This is a genomic window from Streptomyces sp. NPDC002328 (assembly GCF_042890065.1).
In the GTDB taxonomy this organism is placed as follows: domain Bacteria; phylum Actinomycetota; class Actinomycetes; order Streptomycetales; family Streptomycetaceae; genus Streptomyces.
Genome location: NZ_JBIARQ010000014.1, coordinates 12,253 through 37,442, shown reverse-complemented (window position 1 = coordinate 37,442; position 25,190 = coordinate 12,253). Strand labels below are relative to the sequence as shown.

Sequence of the window (25,190 nt, the reverse complement as noted above, 5' to 3'; positions counted from 1 at the left end):
CGGTGCCGTTGACGACGTTGAGGACGCCGGGCGGCAGGCCCGCCTCCAGGAACAGCTCGGCCAGCCGCAGCGGGACGGACGGGTCGCGCTCGGACGGCTTGAGGACGAAGGCGTTCCCGCAGGCGAGGGCCGGTGCGGCCTTCCAGAGCGGGATCATCGCGGGGAAGTTGAACGGGGTGATGCCGGCGACCACGCCGAGGGGCGCGCGCAGCGAGTGGACGTCGATGCCGGTGCCGGCGCTGTCGGTGAACTCGCCCTTGATCAGGTGCGGGATCCCGGCGGCGAACTCCACGACCTCCAGGCCGCGTTGGAGGTCTCCGTGCGCGTCGGCGACGGTCCTGCCGTGCTCGGACGACAGCAGCCGGGCCAGCGAGTCCCTTTCCTGCTCGACGAGTTGGAGGAAACGCAGCAGGATGCGGGCTTCGGCGCTGCGGGTTCCACTCCCCCCACTCCTGTTGCGCCTGCGCCGCGTCGGTGATCGCGGCCTCGGTCTCGGCGCGGCTGGCGAGGGGGACGTGGGCCTGGATCTCTCCGGTGTTGGGGTCGTACACGTCGCCGTAGGCGCCCGAGGTTCCCGGGATGCGCTTGCCGCCGACGAAATGGACCACCGGCTTCCCCCGGTCACGCACGTATGCGGTTGTCGATCGCCGCGCACCGCGCGTACAGCATCGCGGCGCGCCGAATTCCCGTGCATCCTATGGCCGTTGGGGACACGGTCACCAGGGGGCCCAGTCACCGGGAGCGCCGAGAGCCGGTCCGCTGGTCGGCGGACCGGCTCACGCCCGGATCGAGCTCATTCCCGGGCGGGGACGTGCGTGCGGGTCAGCGCCCCGCGCCCGGACGGTACCGGCGGTACAGGACCGCCCCGCCCAGGAGCAGTGCCGCGCTGCCGGCGACAGCGGCGGCCGTGGCTTCCGCGCCGGTGTCGGCGAGGGAGGACACGCTCCGGGGCCCGGGAATCTCCGGACGCTGCGGCTCCGGCGCCTGGCGCGCGGGCGTCGGCGGGACCGCCCGGGTCGGACCCGGGTCGGACGTCGCCGGCGGGGTGTGCCGGGTCGGCGGCTCGGGCTCGCTCTCGGTCGGGGGCGGCTCCTCCTCCTGCGAGGTGTTGACGGAGGTGTTGCCGAACGCCGGGTTCAGCACGCCGACGACGTCCACGCTGTTGCCGCTGACGTTGGCCGGGACGTCCACCGGCAGTTGCACGCCGTTGCCGGAGACGACGCCGGGCGAGTCCTTCGTGATGCTCGACGCCACCGTGCCGCCGCCGTTCTCCGCGCCGGACGTCGCGGGGCCCGAGCCCTTGTTGACGCAGGCGTTGCCCATGGCGGGGTTCAGCAATCCCACCACGCTCACGGTGTTCCCGCACAGGTTCACGGGGAGGTGCACCGGCGCCTGGACGCCGTTGCCGGAGACGACGCCGGGCGAGCCGGCCGCCAGGGCGTCCGCCCCGGAGTCGGCGAACGCGGGCAACGTCATGGCCATCGCGCCCGAGGCGGCGGCGACGGCGATCACACCGTTTCGGGTAACCCGTTTCATGGGTCCCTGCCTTCCAGACATGGTCGCGGGCACTCACCCGCACCCCATAGAACGCGGGCGAAACCTCTCACGTTATGGCCAATCGCTCTTTCACCCCATTGGGGGGCACAGCCGGGCGAGTAATAGCAAGGTCGAAGGGACGACAAGACGACCTTCTCCCCGTGCGGCACGGGGAGCGCTTTCCCTATGCGGGCAAGGCGAGAGCGGCCCGCCGCCGGGCCTTCGTCTGCTCCGGACGGCTCCGGAGGCGGGCCCCGCGCGGCCCGCCTATCGTGGGCGACGACGCCGGTTCCCGGTCCGCTGTGGGGCGTCCCTGGAGGCACTGATGCTGGCCAAGCTGTCGAGGGGGACCGCGCGGCGGCGCTGCGCGCTCGCCGCGGCCGCCGCACTGGCCCTGCTGGGCGCGGGGCTGCCGGCGGCCGTCGCCGGCACGGACGGCGACCGCGCCCAGAGCATGTCCCGGTTCTACGGGCAGAAGGTCGCCTGGGCGAAGTGCGGGATCGAGCAGTGGCCCGACGACCTGGAGTGCGGCAAGGTCACCGTGCCCCTCGACTACGCCCGCCCCAAGGGCGGCACCCTCGATCTGGCGCTGGCCCGGTACCGGGCCACGGGCGACAAGCGCGGCTCGGTGCTGCTGAACTTCGGCGGGCCCGGCGGCCCGGGAGTCCCCGAACTCGCGCTCGGCGGCAAGGAGTTCATGGATCTCACCGACCGCTACGACGTGGTGACCTTCGATCCGCGGGGCGTCGGCCGCTCCTCCCCGGTGAGCTGCGGCGACGGCGAGAACCAGGCGTTCACCGCCCTGGACGACGAGCCGGCGGACCTGCGCGACCCGAAGAAGCTGCTGGATCTGCTGAAGCGGGCCGCCGCCCAGTGCGCCGAGAACTCCGGGCCCGTCCTGCCGCACATCGGCACCGTCGACGCGGCCCGCGACATGGACGTGATGCGTCAGGCGCTCGGCGACGCCAAGCTCAACTACCTCGGCTTCTCGTACGGCACCCGGCTCGGCGCGGTCTACGCCGCCCAGTTCCCCGACCGGGTGGGCCGCGTGGTGCTGGACGGCGTCGACACGCTGACCGAGTCGCTCGCGGAGCAGGGCATCGCGGGCGCCCGGGGACAGCAGACGGCACTGGAGGACTTCGTCGACTGGTGTGCCGAGGACATCGCCTGTCCGTTCGGGCAGGACCCGCGCACCGCCCGGGAACTGGTCGAGCGGCTGGTCAAGTCACTGGACGACGAGCCGGTGCCGACGGACTTCGGTGACGAGTTCACCGGGCAGGACCTCGTGGGCGCCATCGGGCAGGGGCTGTACAGCAGGAAGCTGTGGCCGTCGCTGGAGCGGGCGCTCGCGCAGCTCGTCGAGCACGGGGACACCAGCGGAGTGATGGCGTTCGCGACTGGCGGCCTGGCCCTGCCGGTCAAGGACGAGCCCGCCGGCCTTCGCGGCGTCGCCACGCCCGGCGACGACGATCCGGACGGGGGTCTCGTCGACCCGGAGGACGTGCCCCTCGACAACCTCCCCGCGTCGCTGATGGCGATCAACTGCGCGGACGACCCCGACCGCCCCACCGCCCGGCAGATCACCGCCGAGGTGCAGCGACTGCGCGCCGCCTACGACCGGGCGTCGCCGGTCTTCGGGCAGTACCGCCTCACGCAGGTCCTGCTCTGCTACGGCCGGCCCAAGGGGACGGACTTCATCCGCGACGACGTGCGGGACCTGGACACGCCGAAGATCCTGCTGGTCGGCACGCGCGGCGATCCGGCGACGCCGTACCGCTGGACGGTGGAGACGGCGAAGCGGCTCGGCCCGTCGGCCGTGGTGCTGGACAACCGCAGCGACGGGCACACCGGCTACGGCTCGTCGAAGTGCGTGCACCGCAAGGTCGACGACTTCCTGCTCTTCGGCACCCTGCCGCCGAACGGCAGCTCCTGCGGGGCGGACGAGGAAGGCGACTGAGTGCGCCGGTATCTGCCGCTGCTGCTCGTCGTGGTGGCCGCGGCCCTGGCGACGGCCGCCGCGGTGACGTCGTCCCCCCGGTGGTGGCTCGCGGCCGGACCGCTGCTGGCGCTGACGGGCCTGGGCTGCCGGGACGTGGCGCAGCGCCGGGTCCCGGTCCTGCGGAACCGTCCCCTGACCGGCCGGCTGCGGGGCGGACGCGTCGCCCGCACGCCGGCCGCCGGCTCCCCCGCTGCCCTTTCGGCCGCGGCCCGCACCCCGGCAGGGGAACCTGACGTGTACGCGCCCGGCCATGCGTTCCTCGTGCCGTCGCTGTGTCCGGTCGAGCCGTCCGAGGAGCCGCCGGCAGTACGGGTGGGCGGGCCCGACTGCCGGCTGCCGTACGACATGGCGTTGCTGAACGTGTCCGGGATGAGCTTCGGCGCGCTGTCGCCGCGGGCGGTCCTCGCGCTCAACGAGGGCGCGCGGCTGGGACGGTTCGCGCAGGGGACCGGGGAGGGCGGGCTGTCCGAGCACCACCTGCGCGGGGGCGGTGACCTGGTCTGGGAGATCGGCACGGGGTACTTCGGCTGCCGTACCGGCGACGGAGGCTTCGACGCCCGCCAGTTCGCGGACAAGGCGGCGCTGCCGGAGGTGCGGTGCGTGGCGCTGAAGCTGTCGCAGGGGGCCGTGCCGGGCGGCGGGGCGGTGCTGCCCGGGGTGAAGGTGAGCGCCGCGGTGGCCCGGGAGCGGGGGGTGCGGGCGGGCGGGGCGGTGGTGTCCCCGGCGCGGCACCGGGTGTTCTCGACGCCTCGGGAGCTGGTGCTGTTCCTGGCGCGGATGCGGGAGCTGGCGGGCGGCAAGCCGGTCGGGTTCAAGCTGTGCGTGGGGTCGCGGCGGGAGTTCCTCGCGGTGTGCCGGGCGATGCTGGCGGAGGGGGTGACGCCGGACTTCGTGGTGGTGGACGGGGCGGAGGGCGGTACGGGCGGTCCGCCGTCCGGGTCCGCGGGCCGGCTGGGCGCACCGCTCACCGAAGGGCTGCTCACCGTGCACAACGCGCTCGTCGGCGCGGGTCTGCGGGAGCGGATCCGGATCGGGGCGAGCGGGCGGGTCGCCACGGGCACGGACCTCGTCGAGCGTCTCGCCCTGGGGGCCGACTACGCCAATTCGGCGCGCGCGATGATGCGGGCCCTCGGCTGCGTCGAGGCGCTGCGCTGCCATACCGGCGCCTGTCCGGCCGGCATCACGACCCAGGACCGTCTGCGGGCGCGCGCCCTGGACGTGCGCGAGGGCTCCCGGCGGGTCCAGCGCTTCCAGCGGGACACGGTCCGCGAGGCCGTCCGGGTCATGGCGGCGATGGGCGTACGGGAGCCGCGCGACCTCTCCCCCGCCCACCTGGTGCGCCGGTCCGGTGCCGCGGAGCCGCGCTCCTGGGCGGAGTCGTACGAGTGGCTGGAGCCGGGCGCGCTGCCGGCGGGACCGCCGCAGTCATGGGCGGCGGACTGGAAGGGGGCGGACCCGGATTCCTTCACCTGAACGAAGGGTCCTGGCCGCCCGGCCGTCCCCGTCCGTGCAGCTCCGTTAGCATGTTCGAGCCCACGGCGAGCGCCCCACCGCGCGCCCCACTCCACCGAAACCTCACAAATCGGCGTCTTGAACATTGATGACTAGAGCGACGCGGGTGTCTTCGCGAATAAGCGGCACGATCAAGTTCGCCGTGCGTGGTCCACGGGCGATGCTGTGGGCGACGGCGGGTGTGGTGTGCCTCGGCTTCCTCGTCGCGCTGGAAGTAGCCGCGCGGCACTACGGACTGCCGGGGCCGATGACCACCCAGGTGCAGGAGGTGGTGGTCGCCCCCAAGTCGGGCTTCCTCCTGTACGCCAGCCTGGCGCTGACGATGGTGGTGCTGACCTGGCGGCAGCGGTTCGTCGCGCTCGGCGTCGCGGCCGGCATCGACCTGGTCTTCCTGCTGGTCCGGTGGACGTTCGACATAGGGACGGGCGACGGCCACCCCTTCGGCAACGGCGCGCTGTGGGTGATCCTCGGCTGCGCGGTCATCGCCCTCACGCGCCGCACCGGCTCGGAACGCGTTCTGCTGCTGAAGGGCGTCGGGCTGGGGCTGCTGCTGGTGGCCGGCCGCAAGACCGGCGACACCTGGCTGCTGCTGACCTCGGAGACCCGCCGCCAGGTGCTCGACCAGTACGTGGCGACCGCCGACCAGGCGCTGGGCAACCCCGCGTGGGTGGCGGGCCGGATCATCTACGCCACCGGCCCGGCCGGCTTCCGCGTCCTCGACTTCGTCTACGGTCAGCTCGCGGTGGCCGCGGTGGTCTTCGCGCTGTACCGGCTGCGTCATGTGGCCGTGGAGCGCCGCTTCCCCACCCATCACCTCGTCCGCACGTTCCTGGTGATCGGCCTGCTCGGGCCCGCCATCTACATGATCTTCCCGGTGGTCGGGCCGATCTACGCCTACGGCGGCGGCAGCGAGAACTGGGCGCCGGCCGGGCACTGGTCGCAGGTGCCGTCCGTCGTGCACTGGGCGGTGGCCGACCTGTGGCCGCAGACGCCGCCACCGGTCCAGCCCCCGCTGCCGATGCCGTTCGACGAGATCACCCCGCGCAACTGCATGCCCAGCCTGCACACCGCGTGGGCCGTCACGATCTTCGTCCATTCCCGCAAGGCCCCGCGGGTGCTGCGCTGGGCGGGTGCCTTCTGGCTGGTCGCCACGCTCACCGCGACGGTGGGATTCGGCTACCACTACGGCGCGGACCTCCTCGCCGGCGTGGTCTTCGCGCTCACCGTCGAGGGGGCGCTGCGCGCGCACGACAACGGCTGGGACCGCTCCGGAATCCAGCTGGTGTCGTACGGCACGGCGGTCTTCGCCGCGTACCTGGTGTCCTACCGCTATCTGCCGCTGGAGATGGCAGAACACCCGTGGGTGTTCGGACCACTGCTCGTGCTGGCCATGGTCTCGGTCGTCTACGCCTACGTACGGACCACCAGGCGCTGGGACGCCGAGCCCGTGCCGGCGCGGGACGCGGAAGCGCGCCCCGCGCCGGACGGTCCTCTCGTGGTGGTGCCCGCGCAGAAGCGCACGGAGAAGTCGGAGCCCGTCTCCTAGCGGGGCGCGGTCACGAACGCGTCGATCGCGGCGGTCAGTTCGGCCGGCTTCTCGACGGGCAGTTCGTGGCCGGCGTCCAGGACGCGCACGGTGGCGTCCGGGTACGCCTTGGCCATGCGGAGCATCTGCTTCACCGGCAGCTGGACGTCGTGGTAGCCGTGGATCATCAGGGTCGGGGTGCGGATCTCCCCGGCCCGGTCCAGGAGGTCGAAGGCCCGCATGGCCCCGTACAGCGTCATGACCACCTCGCGGGGGGTGTCCGCGGAGGACTTGATGTACGCGCGGATCTCCTCGCGGGGGTAGCCGGGGGCGAAGGCGCGCTGGATGTTGGCGGCGACGAACAGCTTGTACGGGACGAGGGTGGAGACGGCCATCAGCAGGCCCCGGCCTCTGTTGTAGACCATGCGGCCGATGGAGTTCACCAGCACCATCCGCTCGACCCGCTCCGGGTGGGCGAGCGCGATGGTCTGGGAGATCATCCCGCCCATCGAGTGGCCGACGAGGACGAACCGCTCGACCTTGAGGTGGTCGAGGAGGGCGAGCACGTCCTCGGCGAGCTCGTCGACGGTCTTCACGCCCGCCCCGGCGCTCTCGCCGTGCCCGCGCAGGTCGAGCCGGATCACCCGGCGCCGCTCGGAGAAGTGCGCCACCTGGTGGTCCCAGCGGTGCCGGTTCGCCGTCCAGCCGTGCACGAAGACCAGGGGCGTCGCGCCGCCGTCGCGCGGGCCCTCGTCGTCGTACGTCAGTGCTGCGCCGGCGACTTCGAGCTGCGGCATGGTGCCCTCCTGCGGTGCGGTGCCCAGTGATTCCAGTGGTTACTGACGCGTACCGTAACCGGCCGCCGGGGTCGGCGTCACCGGTCGGCGTCACCGGCGTTCCCCGAGGAAGTCGAGGATGTGCCCGAACACGTCGAGGGCGGCGCCCCGGCCGATGAACGTGTCGAGGTGACCGTAGCCCGGGATCTCGGTGTAGCGGACGTCGAGCTGGGGCTGACGGCGGGCGAGGACGTCGTGGCAGAGCTGCTGCGAGTCGAGCCAGAGGCCGTTCTCGCTGCCGGCGAGCAGCAGCACGGGCGTGTCGATGCGGGCGGCGGCGTCGAGCGCGTTGGCCGGCAGGGCCCGGTAGCGGTGGTCGGTGTCGTGCCAGCGCACGACGGTCCGGGCCAGCTCGATGCGGCGCAGGTGGGGCAGGATCCACAGCGGGGCGGGGCCGAGCAGGTCGGCGAGCCGGTCGTGGGTGGCATCGGACAGGTTCTCGTGGACGAAGAGGGAGGCGCCGGTGCCCCAGGCCGAGTTGTGCAGGATCTGGCAGGTGGGGTCGGGGCAGTCCGCCTTGCGGGCGGCGAGGGCGAACAGGGGCGTGTAGCGGGAGCGGAGACCGACCTTGCGGAAGTCGACCGGGATGTGGTCGATCCGCGTCTTCAGCAGCTCCCCGGCGACCGTCATGCGCAGGGAGGTGCGGCCGGCCAGCTTCGGCGTGAGGAAGACGCCCTGGGAGACCACGCCCGCGAGGCCGGGGACGAGTCCGGCGGTCAGGGAGAGGGACAGGGTGAGGGAGCCGATGCAGTGGGCGACGACGAACAGCGGGCGGTCGCCGATACGGCGGCGGATGTGGTCGACGGCCGCCGGGATGTCGTACAGCGCCACGTCGTCGTAGGTGTAGCGCTGCCCGGTCTCGTTGTACGGGAGGCGGCAGCTGCCCCGCCAGTCCAGCAGCCAGGGCTCGTAGCCGTCGTCGAGGAGGGCGTCGACGAGGTTGCGGGTCTCGGGCAGCAGGAACATGTCGGCGGACGCGGTGTGGCCGTGCAGCAGGAGCACGGCGGGGCGGTCGGTGTTTCCGGTGCCGCCGGGGTCGATGCGGGTGAGGCCGAGACGGACTCCGTCGGGCGCCTGGAAGGGGATCTCCTCGACGCGGGCCGGGTCGAGGCGGTGGCGCAGCGGGCGCAGGGCGGTGGTCGTGCGGACCTTGCGCAGCTGCCGCCGGGGGGCGGGGTTCGTCCTGAAGATCATCGGTGGTGCTCCGTGGGGTTCGGGGTGCGGCGCAGGTCGAGCAGGTCCGCGGCGGCGCGGGCGAACGGCCCGAGCAGGCCGCGGCCCATCTCCAGGCCGAACCAGGCGAGCCAGGTCAGCTTGGCGGCCCGCTTCTCCTGGCCGGTGAGGTGCGGGGCGACCTGGATGCCGTCGATCTGGTCGCGGACGTAGGAGTCGGCGGGGACGACGACCTCGCCGGTGAACGCGGCCGGTTCGCCGTCGCGGCCGAGTTCGATCGCGAGGGCGCGGGTCTGACGCCACAGGTCGCGGCGGGCGCGGGCGTGCTTGTGGCCCTCCAGCCACCACAGTCCGCCGTCGGCGTCCCGCAACCGCAGCCGGTAGCGCAGGAGTTGATGCCGCATGCCGTGCTGCTGCGGGATGCCCTCCTCGGGGCGGACCCAGACGTCGCCGTGCTCGACGATGAGCGGTTCGCCGTGCGCCGCCGGGCAGTCGACGGTGCCGGTGACGTCCACCCGGCGTTCCTTGACGAGTTGGTGCATGCTCGCGATGGAGAGGGTGAGGGCCATCGAGCAGGCGGATTCACCGCCGTCGGCGACCGTGCGGACGCTGCCCTCGGCGGTCTCGGAGAACCACAGGTACGGCTGGTCGCCCTTCTGCGGCAGCCGGGCGAGGCCGTCGCCGGCGAGCTTCTCGAACGTCTTCAGCTGGGCGCGGGCGTCGTAGCGGGCGGCGGGCGGCAGGCCGAGGGCCTCGACGAGGGCGTCGGTGCGCTCGCCGCTCGCGGCCGGGCCCTTGAGCGTGGCCTCGCACAGCTTCAGCGCGGTGGGGCTCTGCAACACGCGGCTGAGGAAGGTGAGTTCGGGGACCGGCTCGGCCTCCATGCGGGCCAGGGTCTCGCCGCGCCACTCGTCCCAGTCGTGGACGCGGACGTGCATGCCGCCGAAGGCCATGTCCCGGACGACGTCGTCGAGGGTGTTGGGGACGCCGGTGAGGTTGTAGTCGAAGCCCCAGGCGTCGGGTTCGCAGACGACGGCGACGGCGACCCGGCTGACCCAGTCGACGGGGGCCACGTTGAGGTAGCGGAACGCCGGGACGGTGCGGAAGCGGCCGAACGCCGAGACCAGGCCGCTGCTCAGGTCCAGCGGGTTGTAGGCGCCGGTCTTCGTGTGGCCGCCGATGCCGCCGGGGCGCAGGGCGGAGACGACGAGGCCGTGGTCGCGGGCGCGGCGCAGGGCGACCTCGGCGGCCCACTTGGACTGGTCGTAGCCCGCCACGAGGCGGTCGACGTGGGCGAGGGGGTCGTCCTCTCCCATGGAGCTGATGCCGACCTCGTTGAAGACGGCGATGGAGGAGATGTGGTGCAGCGGCTTCGGGCGTCCGGTGGCGGCGAGTTCGGCCAGGGTGAGAGCGCCGAGGACGTTGCTCGCCCGCAGCGACTGGTAGCCGCGCAGGAAGTCCACGGCCGCCGCCACGCCGACGACGCTGTCCAGTTCGTGGGCGAGGGTGTGCCACAGCTCCTCGGACAGGCCGAGGCGCGGGCGGCGGACGTCGCCGGGAAGGACGGTGACGCGGCGGCGGACCTCGGCGTTCCACGGCAGCCGGTAGCCGCGCAGTTGCTCGGCCAGCCGCGCGGTCGCCGCCTCCTCGTCGCCGGCGCGGACCAGGCAGTAGACGTGGGCGTCGCTGTGCCGGAGCAGATCGAGCAGCATGTGGCCGCCGAGGAACCCGGTCGCGCCGGTGAGCAGGACCCGGCGGGGCGGCAGGGGCTCGGGCGAGCGGGTGAAGGGGAGCCGGTCGGCGAGGGCGAGGTCGGCGAGGATCTGGTCGAGGTCTTCGGGGCGGGCGGAGGTGTGGGCGGAGGTGGTGTGAGCGGCGGCCGTTCCGGGGGTGGTCGTGTCCGGGGCCGGGAGGGGGAGGGTCGTGACGGTGGCGGCGTTGGGGGTGGGGGTGGGGGTGGGGGTGGGGGTGGGGGTGGGGGTGGCGTCGGCAGGGGGTTGCGGGTGTTCGTGGCCGGTGGTGCGGAGCCAGCGGCGGGCCAGGCTGATCGGCCGGGCGTCGGCGAACACGTCGTCGAGGTTCAGCTCCACGCCCAGGTCGCGCTCCAGCTCCGCCGCGAGTTCGACGGCGTGCACGGAACTGCCGCCGGCGTCGAAGAAGTCGGCGTCCGGGGGCAGATGCCCCTGGGGCAGGTAGCGCCCGGCCGCGACGGCGATGGCGTCGGCCAGGGCGTGGACGTCCGGGGCCGGCTGCGCCGCTTCCGCGGGTTGCGTCTCCCCCGCCGGGTCCTGGGCCGGCGCGACCAGGGCCAGCAGTTCGGCGACGCCGAGCCCGCTTCCGCCCCGTTCGATGGCCTCGGCGGTCGCCCGCTGTCCGGCGTTCGCCGTCGCGTCCTCGTTCATGTCACGCATCGGAGCCCTTCACGGTGTGCACTGTCTTTCCTCTCCTCTGCCGCGCTGCCGCGGCGCGGGGACCTCACTGTTCCCAGGAACGGAACGCCCGCAGGTGCTCCGGTGTGGCCACGGTCTCCAGCCGCTCGTCGTCCTGGTGGCCGCCGCCGAGCGCGGCCACGATCCGGCGGGCGGGCGCGTTGCGCGGGGTGCGTTCCGCCGTCAACCGCACCTTGGTGCAGCCGAGTTCGTCGGCGCGGTCGGCGAGCCAGCCCAACAGCCTTTCCTCGACGCCGCGTCCGAGGGCACGGCAGCTCATCAGCCAGGCCAGCACGTCGAGTCGGTCGCCTTCGGCGCGCACGGCGAGCAGGCCGATCTGGCCGTAGTCGCCGAAGCGGTCTCTCGCGGCGGCCGTCCACACCTCGCCGCACTGCCGCCATCGCTGGAGATCACCTCCGTCGGCCGCTCGCGCGTGCAGGGTGAACTGGTTGGTGCGCTGCACCAGTTGCTCGGCCCGCCGCACGTCCGCCTCGCCCAGGGCGCGGACGTCGACCACTAGGTCCAGCCGGGCGAGGAAGTCCTCGTAGCCGGCCTGCTCGCGGACGGCGTCCCGTTCCCGTTCCTGGTCGTAGAAGCGGGCCCGCAACGCGTCCTCCGCCGTGGCCGCCGCAGGCACGAGCGGCCACAACCGGCGCAGGAACTGCTCCAGTTCGTCCACCGGCGGGACGGTCACCGACAGCACCTGCGGCAGCGCCGCCCGCATCTTGCCGATCTCGGCCGGGTTGTCGTCCAGGAACAGGAAGCTGTCCACGCCGAGACCGAGGGCGCGGGCCGCCTCCGTCAGACGGGTCGGCTTGGGCCCCCAGGCGGCGGAGAGCACGCTGAAGTGCTCGGGATCGAGCAGACTGTCGGGCCGGTCGAGGACGGCGCGGACGGTCTCCTCGTCGTTGTTGCTGACGAGCGCGAGCAGTGCGCCGGCCTCCCGCCAGGCCAGCAGCCGGCCGGCGAGCAGGGCGCGCGGTCCGGAGAGGTCGACGGCCTCGGGGCCGATCTCCCCGGCCACTCCGCCCCACAGCGTCTCGTCGCCGTCGACCGCGATCACCTTCGGCGCGGGCCGCAGCACCGCCCGGACCGTCTCGGCGAGGGTCAGCGCCACCGCCGCCTGGAACGGCGGGGTGAAGGGCAGATGCGCGAGGCGCTCGGTGCGCGCGTCGAAGGCGTCGTCGACCGGGTGGTGGCTGGTCCAGTCGTCGGGGCCGAGCACCGCGATGCCCGGCAGACCGGTCAGCTCCTCTGCGATCCCCTGCTCCCAGCGCGCGAGGCGCTCGTCGGCAGCGGCCGACGGCAGGAAGCCGACGATCAGCGGCCTGCCGGTGCGTTCGGCCGTGGCCCGCAGGGCCGCCGGGTACTCGGTGCGCAGTTCGGCGAGGAGTGCGTCGTCCACGGGGCCGAACCGCTCCAGGTCCCGGGCGCGCATGAGCACGACGCCCACCGCCGTCGCCGGGTCCGCGAAGACGCCCGAGGGGTCGCGCAGGGCGGCGAGCACCTGGTGGTACGGGGCTTCGGCGACCGTCAGCGCGGCGGGCAATCCCTCGCTGCGGAGGGCCACTTCGCACATCGGCGGGAGATTGCCGAGGGCGAAGGTGGCTGCGAGGGCGAGGGAGCGGGGGCGGGACGGTTCGGCGGACGCGGGTGCCGTGCTGCCGGGAGACGGCTCGGCGGTCACCGGCTCCGTACGCACCGGCCCCGTACGCACCGGCTCCGTACCCACCGGCTCCGTACGCACCGGCCCCGACGCGTCCTCCGCCGCCTCCCCCAGCAGCCGCAGGAACTCCTCCCCCAGCCCGGTCGTCGCTTCCGCGTCGAGGATGTCGAGGTTGTGGTCGAGGCGGACGCGGTCCGCGTCCGGGGTCAGGGTGATCATCAGGTCGAGGTCGGAGTAGCCCGTCCCGGCCGGCAGGACGTCGAGGCGTTCGAGGCGGCCCCCGTGGCGGACGTAGTTGAAGTAGACCTCCACCAGTGGCGCGTTCGCCCGATGCAGTCCCTGGCGGGCCAGGGTCGCCAGGACGTCGGAGAACATCGCGCCCTTGGCGAGCAGCCGTTCCAGCCGGCCGTCGGTGCGGCGCAGCACGTCGGCCACCTGCTCCTCCGCCCGCGCCTCGGCGGGGAAGGGCACCGGTACGCCGAAGAAGCCGACCGCGCCGAAGGCGTCGGCGTGGATGCGGGTGTCCACCGGTACGGCGAGAGCGAACCGTTCCTTCTGCCGCGTGCGCGCCAGCAGCACGGTGAGCGCGCCGAGACAGAACGCGGCGGGAGTGACGGCGAGCCGGCTCGCGGCCGCCGCCACCCGGTCCACGAGCCCGTCGGGCAGCGGGAGCGTGACGCTGCCGGCGCGGTACGACCGCCGGTCCGGCCGGGGTCCGGACAGCGTGAGGTCGAGCCGTTCGACGCCCTCGAAGGCCAGCCGCCAGTCGTCGTTCGCGGTGCCCTCGCCGTCCTGCTGGGCCGCGATCAGGAGGTGGACGTCACGGTTGGTGGGCTCGCCGCCGAGCGGGGCCCCGACGAGTTCGGCGTCGATCTCGCCGGTCACGAGCAGCAGGGACTGAAGGTCGCTGACCGCGTGATGGGCGCCGAACACCAGGGTCTGGCCCCGCGATCCGCCGTCGAGCAGCTCGAACCGCCACAAGGGCGCGGCGGCGAGGTCGAACGGCGGCTCCAGCAACTCCCGCAGCCGCTCGGCCGCGTCGACCTCCTCGGGCACGGACGTCCAGCGCAGCAGCGGCCGTTCCGGCTCCCGGACGACCTTCAGCTCCCGCCCCTCGGGTCCCGTCACGACGGCCGTGCGCAGAGCGGCGTGCCGTGCGGCGAGGCGGGTGACGACGCCGGTGAGCGTCTCGCGGTCGGTCGGGGCGGTGAGGCGTACGGCGAGCCCGACGGCGTGCGCGGCCTGCGGCATGCCCGGGGCGGCGCTGCGCAGCAGGCGGACGACGTCGCGGGTGGCGGGGTGGGTCTCGCTCTCCGGTACGACCGATGCGGGGCCGGCGTCCGGGCCGGTGACGGAACCGGCGCCGGTGGCGGTGGCGGTGGCGGTGGCGGAACCGGTGCCGGTGGCTGTGCCGGGATCGGCAGCCGGTCGGTCCGCCGGCCGTTCGGGCAGTGCGGCGGCCAGGCTCCGCGCCAGGCCGCGGATGTCGGCGGCGGCGAACATCTCCGCCGTGGGCAGCTCCACGCCGAGTTCGCGGGCGAAGGAGTTGCGCAGCCGCACCAACATCAGTGAGTCCAGGCCCCGTTCCTTGAGCGCGGTGCTCGCGGAGGTGTCCACGATGCCGCCGGACACCTCGCCGACACGGGTGCGGACGTAGGCCTCCAGCCAGGCGACGCGGTCCTCGTCGGTCGTCGCGGCGAACACCTTCCGCACCAGGCCGTCCGCGTCGCCTGTCACGGTGGGAGCGCCGACCAGGTCGGCCAGGATCGGACGGGTGCGGACGGCGTCCGGGGCGAGCGCGAGCAGCTCCCAGTCCAGTGCCATGGGGGCGAGTTGGCGACGGGAGCTGCCGAGGACACGGTCGAACAGCTCGCCGCCCTCCTGCGGGGAGAAGGCGACCAGTCCGGAGCGGCCCGTCTCGGCGGTGCGGGCGCCGGATCCGGCGACCATGCCGACGCCGGACCAGGCGCCCCAGTCGAGGCTGAGCGCCCGCCGTCCGGTGCGCGAGAGATGGTGGGCCCAGGCGTCGAGGAACGCGTTCGCCGCCGAGTAGGGGCTCTGTCCGGGCGAGCCGAGCAGACCGGCCGCCGAGGCGAACATGATCAAGTTCTCTGTTTCGGGGGCGAGTTCGGTGAGCAGCGCGGTGCCCAGCACCTTGGGCGCGAGGACCCGCAGGACCCGCTCGTCGGTCAGGTTCGCCACGGTCGCGTCGTCGAGGACACCGGCCGCGTGCACGATCCCCGCGATGGGGCCGGCTTCCCGTCGCACGGCGTCCAGGGCGGCCGTCAGTCCGGCGCGGTCGGCCACGTCGGCGCGGGCGAGGTGCACGGTGACCCCATGCTCCTCCAACTGCCTTATCCAGCGCAGGGCTTCCGGGTCGGGAGCGCCCCGGCTCATCAGGGCGAGGCGGCGGACTCCACGCCGGACGAGTCGTTCGGCGACGACGCGGCCGAGGCCGCCCAGACCGCCGGTGATCAGGTGGACGCCGTCGCTGTCGCCGTGACGGCGGCCGTCCCCGTCGCCGGCTTCATCGCCGTCGGGGCGGGTGCGGGCGAGTCGGGGAACGAGTCGGCCCGACTCCCGCAGGGCGACCAGGCGTTCGTCGTCGGCGTGCCGCAACTGTGCCCACAGGGCGTCGCCGCCGTCGGCGGGCGGCAGGTCGACGAGGGTGGTCGACAGCTCGGGGTACTCCTGCGCGACGGCGAGGCCGAAGCCCCAGGCGAGCGCCTGCTGCGGATGCGCCACCCGCTCGCTGTCCCCGGCGGCCTGGCTGCCGCGGACGACGACGAACAGGCGCGGGGCACGGCCGCGCGGGCGGTCGGTGAGCGCACGCACCAGATGCAGGGTGCCGAGGCAGCACAGCCGGGCGGCCTCCTCGGCGCTCCGCTCGTCGACGACGGCCGGGGCGTCGAGCGCGCCGAGTTGGACGATGTGCGCGGGCGGGGCGTCGGGGTATGCCTCGTCGAGCAGCCGGGTGAGGTGGTTCGGGTCGGCGAGGTCCAGCACGTACCGCCCGGGGCCCTCGACCTCGAACTCGGTACCGCTGCGGACCAGGACGTACGGCACGGAGGAGGCGGTCAGGCGTGCGGCGAGGTCTTCGGCGGTTCCGGTGCTGTCGGATCGGGTGCCGTCGGATCCGGTCCCATCGGCGAGGATCAGCCAGCCGCCCTCGGCCGGGGCCGCCTGGGCGGTCGGGCGGGGCTGCCAGCGGGTCTCGCAGAGGGCTCCGTCCAGCGGGGAGAGGGCGGCGAGCCGGAACTCCTCGACTTCGAGCAGGAGTTGTTCGTCCGCGTCCCACAGCCGCAGGTCGAGGATGGCGGTGTCGCCGGCCACCGAGCGCAGCTCGCAGCTCACCCAGACGGGCGCGGTACGGCGTCCGGTGCGGCGGACCCGCCCGAAACCGGCCGGCACGAACGCCCGCCCCTGGGGCGCGTCCGCGGGCAGGGCCGCCGAGTGGAACGCGGCGTCGAGGACGGCGGGATGGAGAAGGTGTCCGGCGGCGGGCCGCTCGGCGAGACGGCCGACGGCAGCGGTGGCACTGCGGTGACCCGACTCCAGGTTGCGGAAGGCGGGGCCGTAGTCGATGCCGAGGGCACCCAACTGGGCGTAGACAGGGACCAGTTCAACGGCTTCCTGGCAACTCTCGCGCACATCCGCGAGACGTACTTCACCTGCGGCACTGGTACCGGCACCGGCACCGACTTCGGTATCCGCGACGACGATCCGCCCGCTGACGTGGGCCTCCCAGCGTCGGTCGCCGACGGCCGCCGAGGAGATCGTGAACTCCCGCTCGCCATCATCCCCTTGGGGCCGCAGAACGAGCTGGAGCCGTACGGGCCCGTCCTCGTCGAGGCGCAACGGTTGGACGAACCGTACGTCGGCCAGGCGCACTTCGCCGCCGTCGCCCACCGAAGCCGCTGCTTCCAGGGCCATGTCGAGGAAGGCCGCGCCGGGCAGCCAGACCTCGCCGGTGACCTTGTGGTCGGTGAGGTAGGCGAAACGGCTGTCGCGCAGGTCGAGTTCGGCCTGGAAGAGGTGCCGGTCGGGTTCGTCGCTGGCCTCGATGTGCGTGCCGAGCAGCGGGGACCCGCCGGACGCGGTGGCCGGGGCGGGTGCGAGCCAGTGACGTTCACGGGCGAACGCGTAGGTGGGCAGGTCCAGTCGGCGGCCCGTCGGGAACAGCGCCGACCAGTCGGGAGCGCGCCCGGCCGTGTAGAGCTCGCCGACCCGGCGCAGCAGGACCGCGTGACCGTCCTGCTGACGGCGCAGCGATCCCACCGCGACGGCGTCTGCTCCCGCTTCCGCCGCGACGGCCTCGACGGCGGCGGTGAGGGACGGGTGGGGGCTCAGCTCGACGAAGTAGCGGTAGCCGTCGTCCAGCATCCGGCGGACGGTGTCGGCGAAGCGGACGGGCCGGCGGAGGTTGGCGTACCAGTAGGCGGCGTCGAGGCGGTCGCCGGGCACGGGTTCGGCGAGGACCGCCGAGTACAGCGGGGTGTCCGTCGGTGCGCCGCGGACGACGGAGAAGCGGTCGAGGAGTTCGTCGCGCAGCGGTTCCATCAGCGGGCTGTGCGAGGCGAACGGCGTCGACAGCCGGCGTACGGTGACGTCCCGGTCCGCCAGCAGGCGGCCCAACTCGGCCAGGGCGTCGGCCTCGCCGGAGACGGCGGTGGAGCGGGCGCTGTTGACCGCGCCGACGAACAGCCGTCCGGCGTAAGGGGCGAGGAGTTCCTCGACCTCCTGGTGCGGGAGATCGACGGCGACCATGCCGCCGTGTCCGACGTGCGGGACGACGGCGTGGGCGCGGCCGGTCACCACGGTGACGGCCTCGTCGAGGGTGAGGGCGTCCGCGTGGTAGGCGGCGGCGATCTCGCCCAGGCTGTGGCCGACCACGGCGTCCGGGGCGACCCCGAGTGCGCGCCAGGCCGCGGCCAGCGCCGCGTTGACCGCGAACAGCACCGGCTGGAGGTACTCGGTGCGCTCCAGCGGGGAGAACTCCTCGGGTGCGCGCAGGACGTTGAGCACCGACCAGCCGACGTGCCGCTGGACGGCCGCGTCGATCCGGGTCAGCTCCTCACGGAACGCCGCCGACTCGGCGTACGACTCCAGGCCCATGCCCGGCCATTGGCCGCCGTGCCCGGGGAAGACGAAGGCGACCTTGCCGGACTGCTCCTCGCGGAGTGCGGCCAGCGGGGCCCGGCCGGACGCCAACGCGTCGAGCACGGTGCGCAGTTCGTCCCTGTCTCCGGCGACGACGGCCGTGCGCCGTTCGAAGTGGCTGCGGTGCCGGGCGAGGGTGTGGGCGAGGTCCGGCAGCGGGGTGTCGTCGGTCAGGTACGCGGAGAGCCGTGCCGCCTGCCCACGCACGGCGGCCTCACTGCGCCCGGACAGCACGAACAGCCGCTTGCCGGAATCCGGTTCGCGCTCGCCGTCGGCCTCGGCAGCGGTGCGGATGACCTCACCGGCCCCCTCGACAAGCTCGACGGGCTCAACGGGTTCGACGGACCCGACGGACCCGACGGGCTGCTCGGCGGGCGCCTCCTCCACGATCACGTGGGCATTGGTCCCGCTGATGCCGAACGCGCTCACGCCCGCGCGCCGCACACGCTCCCGCGTCGCCGGCCAGGGCCGCGCCTCGTGGAGCAGCCGCAACCCGCTGCCGTCCCAGTCGACATGGCGGCTCGGGGTGTCCGCGTGCAGCGTGGCCGGGAGGGTCCGGTGGCGCAACGACTGCACCACCTTGATCAGCCCGGCGACACCCGAAGCGGCCTGTGCGTGGCCGATGTTGGACTTGAGGGAGCCGAGGTGCAGCGGACGGTCCTGCGGGCGGTCGGCGCCGAAGACCTCGGACAGGGCGTTGGCCTCGATCGGGTCGCCGAGGGTGGTGCCCGTGCCGTGCGCCTCGATGTGGTCGATGTCGGCGGGGGCGAGCCCGGACAGCTCCAGGGCGCGGCGGATCACCTGCTCCTGCGCGGGCCCGTTCGGCGCGGACAGGCCCTGGCTGCGGCCGTCCTGGTTCACGGCCGTGCCGCGCAGCACGGCGAGCACCTCGTCGCCGTCGCGCCGCGCGTCGCTCAGCCGCTTGAGGACGAGCATGCCCGCGCCCTCGGCCCAGATCGCGCCGTCGGCGTCGTCGGAGAACGACCGGCACCGTCCGGTCGCGGACAGCCCGCGCAGCCGGCTGAACTCGACGAAGGTCTGCGGGGTCACCATCAGCGTGACGCCGCCCGCGAGCGCCAGGTCGCACTCCCCCGACCTGAGGGCCTGGATCGCGAGATGGGTGGCGACCAGGGAGGACGAGCAGGCCGTGTCGACGGTGAGGGCGGGCCCGTGCAGGCCGAGCGCGTACGCGAGCCGGCCGGAGGCCACGCTCAGCGCGGAGCCGGTGCCCACGTAGCCGTCGAGCTGGTCGAGGCGGGTGCCGGCCAGGTAGTCGCTGCCGAACATGCCGACGTATACGCCGGTGGTGCTGCCGGCGAGGGCGGCCGGCACGATCCCGGCGCGTTCGAGCGCCTCCCACGCGATCTCCAGCAGCAGCCGCTGCTGGGGGTCCATGGCGGCGGCCTCCTTCGGGGTGATGCCGAAGAAGCCCGCGTCGAAGGACTCGATGTCGTCCAGGAAGCCGCCGTCGCGCGCGTACGACTTGCCGGGGGCGTCCGGGTCGGCGTCGTAGAGGGACTCCACGTCCCAGCGGTCGGCCGGGAAGGGGCCGACGGCGTCCCGGCCCTCCGCCACGAGGCGCCACAGGCCGTCCGGGTCGTCGACGCCGCCGGGGAGCCGGCAGGCCATCGCCACGACGGCGATCGGCTCGTCGGCCGACGGCACGGGGGTACCGGCCGGCGGGGTGGCCGCAGAAGGAGAGCGTGCCGGTCGTCCGTCGGCGGCCTTGCGCTTCGCGCCGCCGAGGGCGGTGTCGAGCAGGTGACGGGCGAGGCGGTCAGGGGTGGGGTGGTCGAACAGCAGGGTGGCCGGGAGCTTGATCGCGAGGCGGGCGCCGATGCGGTTGCGCAGCTCGACCGCCGTCACCGAGTCCATGCCGAGGTCGCGCAGCGGCTGGTCGGCCGGCACGGCCTGCGCCGAGCGCAGGCCGAGGGCGCGGGAGGCCTCCTCGCGGACGAGGGCGAGGACCCGGTCGGCGCGGTCGGCCTCGGACAGTGCCGCCAGCCGGTCGGCGGGGCCGTCGCCGCGTCCGGTGTCACGGGGCGCGGGCAGCAGCGTGCGCCACAGCGCGGCCCCGGCCCCTTCGGTGACGGTCTCGCGCAGCCTCGGCAGCTCGAAGGCGCAGGCGACCAGATGGGGCGTGCCGCGTCGCAGCGAGAGTTCGACCAGGTCACGGCCCTGTTCGGGGGTGAGGGCGCGGTGGCCGAGGCGGGCCATACGGGTCAGGTCGGCGTGCTCGGCGGCGAGGCCCTCACCGGCCCAGGCGCCGAAGGAGACAGAGGTGCCGGGCAGGCCCTGGGCACGGCGGTGGTGGGCGAGCTGGTCGAGGAAGACGTTGGCGGCGGCGTAGTTGGCCTGGCCCGCGTTGCCGAGGACGCCGGCGGCCGAGGACACCAGCAGGAACATCTCCAACGGCAGCCCGGCGGTGAGCCGGTGGAGATGGGCCGCGCCGGCGACCTTGGGCGACAGCACCCGCGCGAGCCGCTCGGGGGTCAGGTCGGCGATCACTCCGTCGTCCAGGACGCCCGCGCAGTGCACCACGCCGCGCAGCGACGTCCCGACGCGGGCGACGACGCCGGCCAGGGCGTCGGCGTCCGCCACATCGCAGGCGACGACGTCCACCGACGCGCCCAGAGCGGCCAGTTCGGCGATCGTCTCGGCGGCACGCGGGTCCTGGCTGCCTTGACGGGACGTCAGCAGCATGTGCGTGACACCGCGTTCAGCCAGTAGACGGGCGATGTGCCGGCCGACGGCACCGAGGCCCCCGGTGATCAGGACCGTGCCGTCGGCGGGCAGGGCGCTTCCGTCGGTGACTCCCCGCGCGCGTATGAGGCGCGGAGCGAGCAACTCGGCTCGGCGCGCGGCGAGTTCCGGCTCCTCCTTCAGGGAGACGGCCGCTGCGAGAGCGTCCGCGCAGTCCGACCCGGAGTCGAGATCCAGCAACGTCAGCCCGAGGTCGGGGTGTTCGGCCCGTACCCCGCGCGCCAGCCCCCACAGCACCGACTGCGCGAGACCGGGTACGGCGTCCCCCTCTCCCGTCGCTACCGCCCCGCGTGTCACCCACACCGTCCGCGCGGGGGCCTGGCCGGGCGGCAGGGCGACGAGCGTCTGGATCTCGGCCAGGGCGGTGGCCGCCAACTCCTGTGCGAAGGCGGCAGGTTCGGCATCGACTGAGGGCAGCGGCCAGAACCGTACGACGATGTCCGCGTCCCCGTCGCCCACCCGGACCCCGGCCGCCTCCAGCGCGCGTACGGCGTCGGTGTCGCCCACGACGGCCCACACGCCCTCCGCCGGACGGGACACCGGAGTGCTCACGGCCGTCCACGCCACCTCGTACAGGTGCCGCGCGTTCTCCGACCCGGCGCTGAGGTCCGCCGGGGTCACCGCGCGCAGGCGTACGTCCTCCAGGCGTCCGGCCGGGAAGCCGTCGGCGTCCCACAGGGTGACGTCGAGGGTGAGGTCGGTGTCCGTCGCGCCGGTCCGGCGGACGGCGGCGATGAGGTCGGCGGCTCCTGCGGCCGGCAGGGAGCAGCGGCCCACGGAGACGGGCAGGAGCACCCGTTCGTCGGAGGGGTCGAGCGCGGCGGCGACGTGGAGGGCGGCGTCCAGCAGCGCCGGGTGGACGGGGTAGGGGTCGGAGACGTCGCGGGCGGCGGCCGGGAGGGCGAGCCGGGCGAGCAGGCTCCCGTCCCCGGTCAGCACCGCTTCCCGGACGCCCTGGAAGGCGGGTCCGTAGCCGAGGCCGACGCCGGTGAGCCGTTCGTAGGCCTCCGGGGTCCAGGCGGGTGCGGCGTCCTCGGGCCAGGTGGGGGGCCGGTCCCCGGTCTCCGTGACGGGGTCGGTGTCCGAGGCGGCGGAGGCGCTGGCGGTGGCGGTGGCGGTGGCGTGCAGGGTCCAGCCGCCGGATTCCGGACCGCGTGGACGGCTGTGCACGGTGACCTCCGGCACGGGACCGTCGGCGGCGACCTCCACGGACACCTCGACCGTGCCGGAGGCGGGCAGGGTGAGGGGGGCGAGGAGCAGCAGGCCGGTGACGTCGGCGGGGCCGTCGGGGCGGGCCTCGGCGAGGGCGGCGCGGCACAGTTCGAGCAGGGTCGTGCCCGAGACGACGGTGCGGCCGAACACGGCGTGGTCGGGGAGCCAGTCGGCGGTGGCGGGAGACCACTCGTCGCGGAAGGTCCAGCGGGTCTCGTCCGCCGAGCGGAGTCGGATGCCGAGCAGCGGGTGCGCGGCGCGGTCGAGGAGTCCGGCGGTGCCGTCGGCGCCCTCGGGCTCGGTCCAGTGCCGCTGGGCGTCCCAGGCGTAGGTGGGCAGTTGGGCGGGCGGCGTCGCGGGGAGGATGCGCTGCCAGGCGATGTCCCGTCCGTGGACGTGGAATTCGGCGGCGGCCCGGTCCAGGCCGGCGCGCCCGTCCTCGTCACGGCGCAGGGAGCCGACGGCGACGAGGTCGCGGCCGGTCTCCTCGCCGATCGTGCGCAGCGCGGTCACCAGGGCGGGGTGCGGGCTCAGTTCGACGAAGTGACGGTAGCCGTCGGCCGCCATGCGCTCCACGGTGGGCGCGAAGCGGACCGGCTCGCGGAGGTTGGCGTACCAGTAGCCGGCGTCCAGCTCGTCGGTGACGGGCTCGCCGGTGACCGTGGAGTACCAGGCGACGGACGTCGGGACGGTGGTCACGCCGTCGAGTTCGTCGAGGACGTCGGCGCGGACGGGCTCGACCTGGGCGCTGTGGGAGGCGTAGTCGACGTCGAGCCGGCGGACGAACACCTGCGCGCGGTCGAGGCCGTCGAGGAGGGCCCGCAGGGGCTCCACCTCACCGGCGATCACCGTGGAGCGCCCGCTGTTGACCGCGGCGACGGACACCCGGCCGTCGAGGCCGGCGAGGTGTGCCTCGACCTCGGTGCGGGGCAGGGCGACGACGGCCATGCCGCCGTCGCCGGACAGGGCGGTCAGGGCCTGGGAGCGCAACGCCACCACGGCGGCGGCGTCGTTGAGGCTGAGGGCGCCGGCGACGCAGGCCGCGGCGACCTCGCCCTGGCTGTGCCCGACCACCGCGTCCGGGCGGACTCCCCTGGCCCGCCACACGGCGGCCAGGGACACCATCACCGCGAACAGGACCGGCTGCACCACGTCCACGCGGTCCAGGGACGGGGAGCCCGCGTCGCCGCGCAGCACGGCGGCGACGGACCACTCCGTGAAGGGGCGCAGAGCGCCGTCGCAGCGGTCGAGTTCGTCCGCGAACACCGGGTCGTGCGCGAGGAGATCGCGGGCCATGCCGGCCCACTGGGAGCCCTGCCCGGGGAAGACGAACGCCACCTTGCCGGGCGGGAGGGCGCGCTGCGGGCCGGTGGTCCGGTCGGGCTCGGCTCGGCCCTCGGCCAACCCGGCCAGCGCGTCGAGGAGTTCGGCACGGTCGCCCGCCTGGACGACGGCCCGGTGCTCGAAGTGGGTGCGGTGGAGGGCGAGGGTCGCGGCGACGCCCGTCAGAGTCAGCTCGGGTCGCTCACGCAGAGCCCCGGCCAGCCGCCCGGCCTGCCCCCGAAGCGCGGGGAGGCTGCGGGCGGAGAGCGGAAAGAGCAACTGCCCGGCCGACTCGGCGCATTCGCTTTGCGCGACCCCCTCGTCCCGTGCCGGCTCCTCCAGCACCACGTGTGCGTTCGTTCCGCTGATGCCGAAGGCGCTCACGCCCGCGCGGCGGGGGCGGTCCGGGTGGTGCGGCCAGGGTGCCGTGTCGGTGGTCAGCCGCAGGCCGCTGTGCTGCCAGGCGATGTGGTCGGTGGGCGTCTCGGCGTGCAGGGTGGCCGGGATCCGCTCGTTGGCCAGGGCCAGGACCGTCTTGATGACGCCGGCGATGCCCGCGGCGGCCTGGGTGTGCCCCAGGTTCGACTTCAGGGAGCCGACCCCGAGGGGCCGGTCGGCGGGGCGGCCGGGGCCGAAGACGGCGGCGAGCGCGCCGCCCTCGATCGGGTCGCCGAGCCGGGTGCCGGTGCCGTGCGCCTCGACGTAGTCGATGTCCTGCGGGCGCAGTCCGGCGGCGTCCAGCGCGGCCCGCAACACCCGTTCCTGCGCGCGTCCGTTGGGGGCGCTGAGCCCCTGGCTGCGGCCGTCCTGGTTGAGGGCCGAGCCCTTGACGACCGCGAGGACCCGGTCGCCGTCCCGCCGTGCGTCGGCGAGCCGTTTGAGCAGCACGAGACCGCAGCCCTCCGCCCACACCACGCCGTCCGCGTCGGCGGAGAACGGGCTGCACCGCCCGGAGGGCGACAGCCCGCGCAGCCGGCTGAACTCGACGTGCCCGCGCGGGGTCACCAGCAGTGTCGCGCCGCCCGCCAGGGCGAGGTCGCACTCCCCCGCCGCGAGCGCCCGCGCCGCCAGATGCAGGGCGACCAGCGAGGAGGAGCAGGCGGTGTCGACGGTGACCGCGGGACCCTGGAGGCCGAGGGTGTAGGCGATGCGCCCGGAGGCCACGCTCGCGGCCGACCCCGTTCCGACGTGCCCGTCGAGCTGCCCCAGGGAGGCCGCCGAGAGGTATCCGCTGTCGTAGAGGCCGATGTAGACGCCCGTGGAGCTGCCGTTGAGGCTGTCGGGGACGATCCCGGCGCGTTCGAGGGTCTCCCAGGCGGTCTGGAGCAGGAGCCGCTGCTGCGGGTCCATGGCGGCGGCCTCGCGCGGGGAGACGCCGAAGAAGGGCGCGTCGAAGCGGTCGATGCCGTCGAGGAAACCGCCGCGCAGGGTGTAGGCCTTGCCGGTGGCCTCCGGGTCGGGGTCGAGGAGCCCCTGAGTGTCCCAACGTCCCGGCGGCGGCTCGGAGATGACGTCCCGCGCGGTGTCGAGGAGCCGCCACAGCGCCTCGGGGCCGTCGGCGCCGCCGGGGAAGCGGCAGGCCATGGAGACGATGGCGATGTCGTCGCCCTGCGCGGAGCGCGCCGGCTGCCCGGTCGCCCGCTCGGCAGCGGGCCGTGCGGGCGGCGCTTGCTCGAAGAGGGCCTCGGCGAGTTCCGCGATCGTCGGGTGGTTGAAGACGAGGGAGGGGTCGAGGGCGCGGCCGGTCCGCTCGGCGAGGTCCGCTCCGAGCGCGACCAACTGACGAGAGCCGAGACCCAGTTCGGCGATCGGTCGGTGCGGGTCGACGGTCGCCGGGTCGATCCCGGCGGCCTCCGCCACGGCAGCCGTGAGCCAGGAGAGCACTCCCTCCGCGGTCGTCGCGGACGGCTTGGGTGTCTGGTGCTGGGACGCGTTCTCAGGCATCGGGAAGGGAGTCCTCGGGAACTGGGTGCGCGGCGGGCGCCGTACGCCGTGAAGGGCGGGCGCGGCCGGGGCGAAGGGGCGGACTGCGACGGTCTCGGGTGGACCACGACGG

Annotated in this window: 8 protein-coding genes and 1 pseudogene; 3 read left to right on the top strand and 6 right to left on the bottom strand. The window is 74.3% G+C overall.

Features of this window, described 5'->3' with window-relative positions:
- Positions 1 to 4: 4 nt before the first annotated feature.
- Positions 5 to 608, bottom strand: a pseudogene (locus ACFYX4_RS29170) (aldehyde dehydrogenase family protein); the annotation flags it as partial.
- A 214-nt stretch (positions 609 to 822) separates the two neighbouring features.
- Positions 823 to 1,536 (bottom strand): chaplin, encoded by a 714-nt coding sequence (locus ACFYX4_RS29165; RefSeq protein WP_389339540.1) that lies wholly within the window; start codon positions 1,534 to 1,536, stop codon positions 823 to 825.
- Between the two features lie 325 nt (positions 1,537 to 1,861).
- On the opposite strand from ACFYX4_RS29165, the gene ACFYX4_RS29160 reads away from it, so the two are divergent.
- The 3 genes from ACFYX4_RS29160 (at position 1,862) to ACFYX4_RS29150 (ending at position 6,593) form a co-directional block, all read left to right on the top strand.
- Positions 1,862 to 3,493 carry an alpha/beta hydrolase gene (locus ACFYX4_RS29160; protein ID WP_389339538.1) on the top strand — a complete coding sequence of 544 codons (1,632 nt, stop codon included), beginning with the start codon at positions 1,862 to 1,864 and terminating at the stop codon, positions 3,491 to 3,493.
- On the top strand, positions 3,494 to 5,008 hold the full coding sequence (locus ACFYX4_RS29155; protein ID WP_389339536.1) for a glutamate synthase-related protein: 1,515 nt from the start codon (positions 3,494 to 3,496) through the stop codon (positions 5,006 to 5,008).
- A 199-nt stretch (positions 5,009 to 5,207) separates the two neighbouring features.
- Positions 5,208 to 6,593, top strand: a complete 1,386-nt coding sequence (locus ACFYX4_RS29150) for a phosphatase PAP2 family protein (RefSeq protein WP_389339824.1) — start codon at positions 5,208 to 5,210, stop codon at positions 6,591 to 6,593.
- Here the strand turns inward: ACFYX4_RS29150 and ACFYX4_RS29145 are convergent.
- From ACFYX4_RS29145 to ACFYX4_RS29130, 4 genes are all read right to left on the bottom strand, one after another.
- Positions 6,590 to 7,369, bottom strand: coding sequence for an alpha/beta fold hydrolase (locus ACFYX4_RS29145; RefSeq protein ID WP_389339534.1), 780 nt, complete (start codon positions 7,367 to 7,369; stop codon positions 6,590 to 6,592). The two genes, ACFYX4_RS29150 and ACFYX4_RS29145, sit on opposite strands and share 4 nt — an antisense overlap.
- A gap of 90 nt (positions 7,370 to 7,459) precedes the next feature.
- Positions 7,460 to 8,602, bottom strand: coding sequence for an alpha/beta hydrolase (locus ACFYX4_RS29140; RefSeq protein WP_389339532.1), 1,143 nt, complete (start codon positions 8,600 to 8,602; stop codon positions 7,460 to 7,462).
- Complete coding sequence (locus tag ACFYX4_RS29135; protein ID WP_389339530.1) at positions 8,599 to 10,983, bottom strand: thioester reductase domain-containing protein; 2,385 nt, start codon at positions 10,981 to 10,983, stop codon at positions 8,599 to 8,601. Before ACFYX4_RS29135 ends, ACFYX4_RS29140 begins: the two co-directional genes overlap by 4 nt.
- 73 nt (positions 10,984 to 11,056) lie before the next feature.
- Positions 11,057 to 25,078, bottom strand: a complete 14,022-nt coding sequence (locus ACFYX4_RS29130) for an SDR family NAD(P)-dependent oxidoreductase (RefSeq protein ID WP_389339528.1) — start codon at positions 25,076 to 25,078, stop codon at positions 11,057 to 11,059.
- Positions 25,079 to 25,190 lie beyond the last annotated feature (112 nt).

Bases quoted from the DNA above. Each gene is read 5' to 3' on its own strand.
- ACFYX4_RS29165 (WP_389339540.1), bottom strand. From the start codon at position 1,536: ATGAAACGGGTTACCCGAAACGGTGTGATCGCCGTCGCCGCCGCCTCG.
- ACFYX4_RS29160 (WP_389339538.1), top strand. From the start codon at position 1,862: ATGCTGGCCAAGCTGTCGAGGGGGACCGCGCGGCGGCGCTGCGCGCTC.
- ACFYX4_RS29150 (WP_389339824.1), top strand. From the start codon at position 5,208: ATGCTGTGGGCGACGGCGGGTGTGGTGTGCCTCGGCTTCCTCGTCGCG.
- ACFYX4_RS29145 (WP_389339534.1), bottom strand. From the start codon at position 7,369: ATGCCGCAGCTCGAAGTCGCCGGCGCAGCACTGACGTACGACGACGAG.
- ACFYX4_RS29140 (WP_389339532.1), bottom strand. From the start codon at position 8,602: ATGATCTTCAGGACGAACCCCGCCCCCCGGCGGCAGCTGCGCAAGGTC.
- ACFYX4_RS29135 (WP_389339530.1), bottom strand. From the start codon at position 10,983: ATGAACGAGGACGCGACGGCGAACGCCGGACAGCGGGCGACCGCCGAG.
- ACFYX4_RS29130 (WP_389339528.1), bottom strand. From the start codon at position 25,078: ATGCCTGAGAACGCGTCCCAGCACCAGACACCCAAGCCGTCCGCGACG.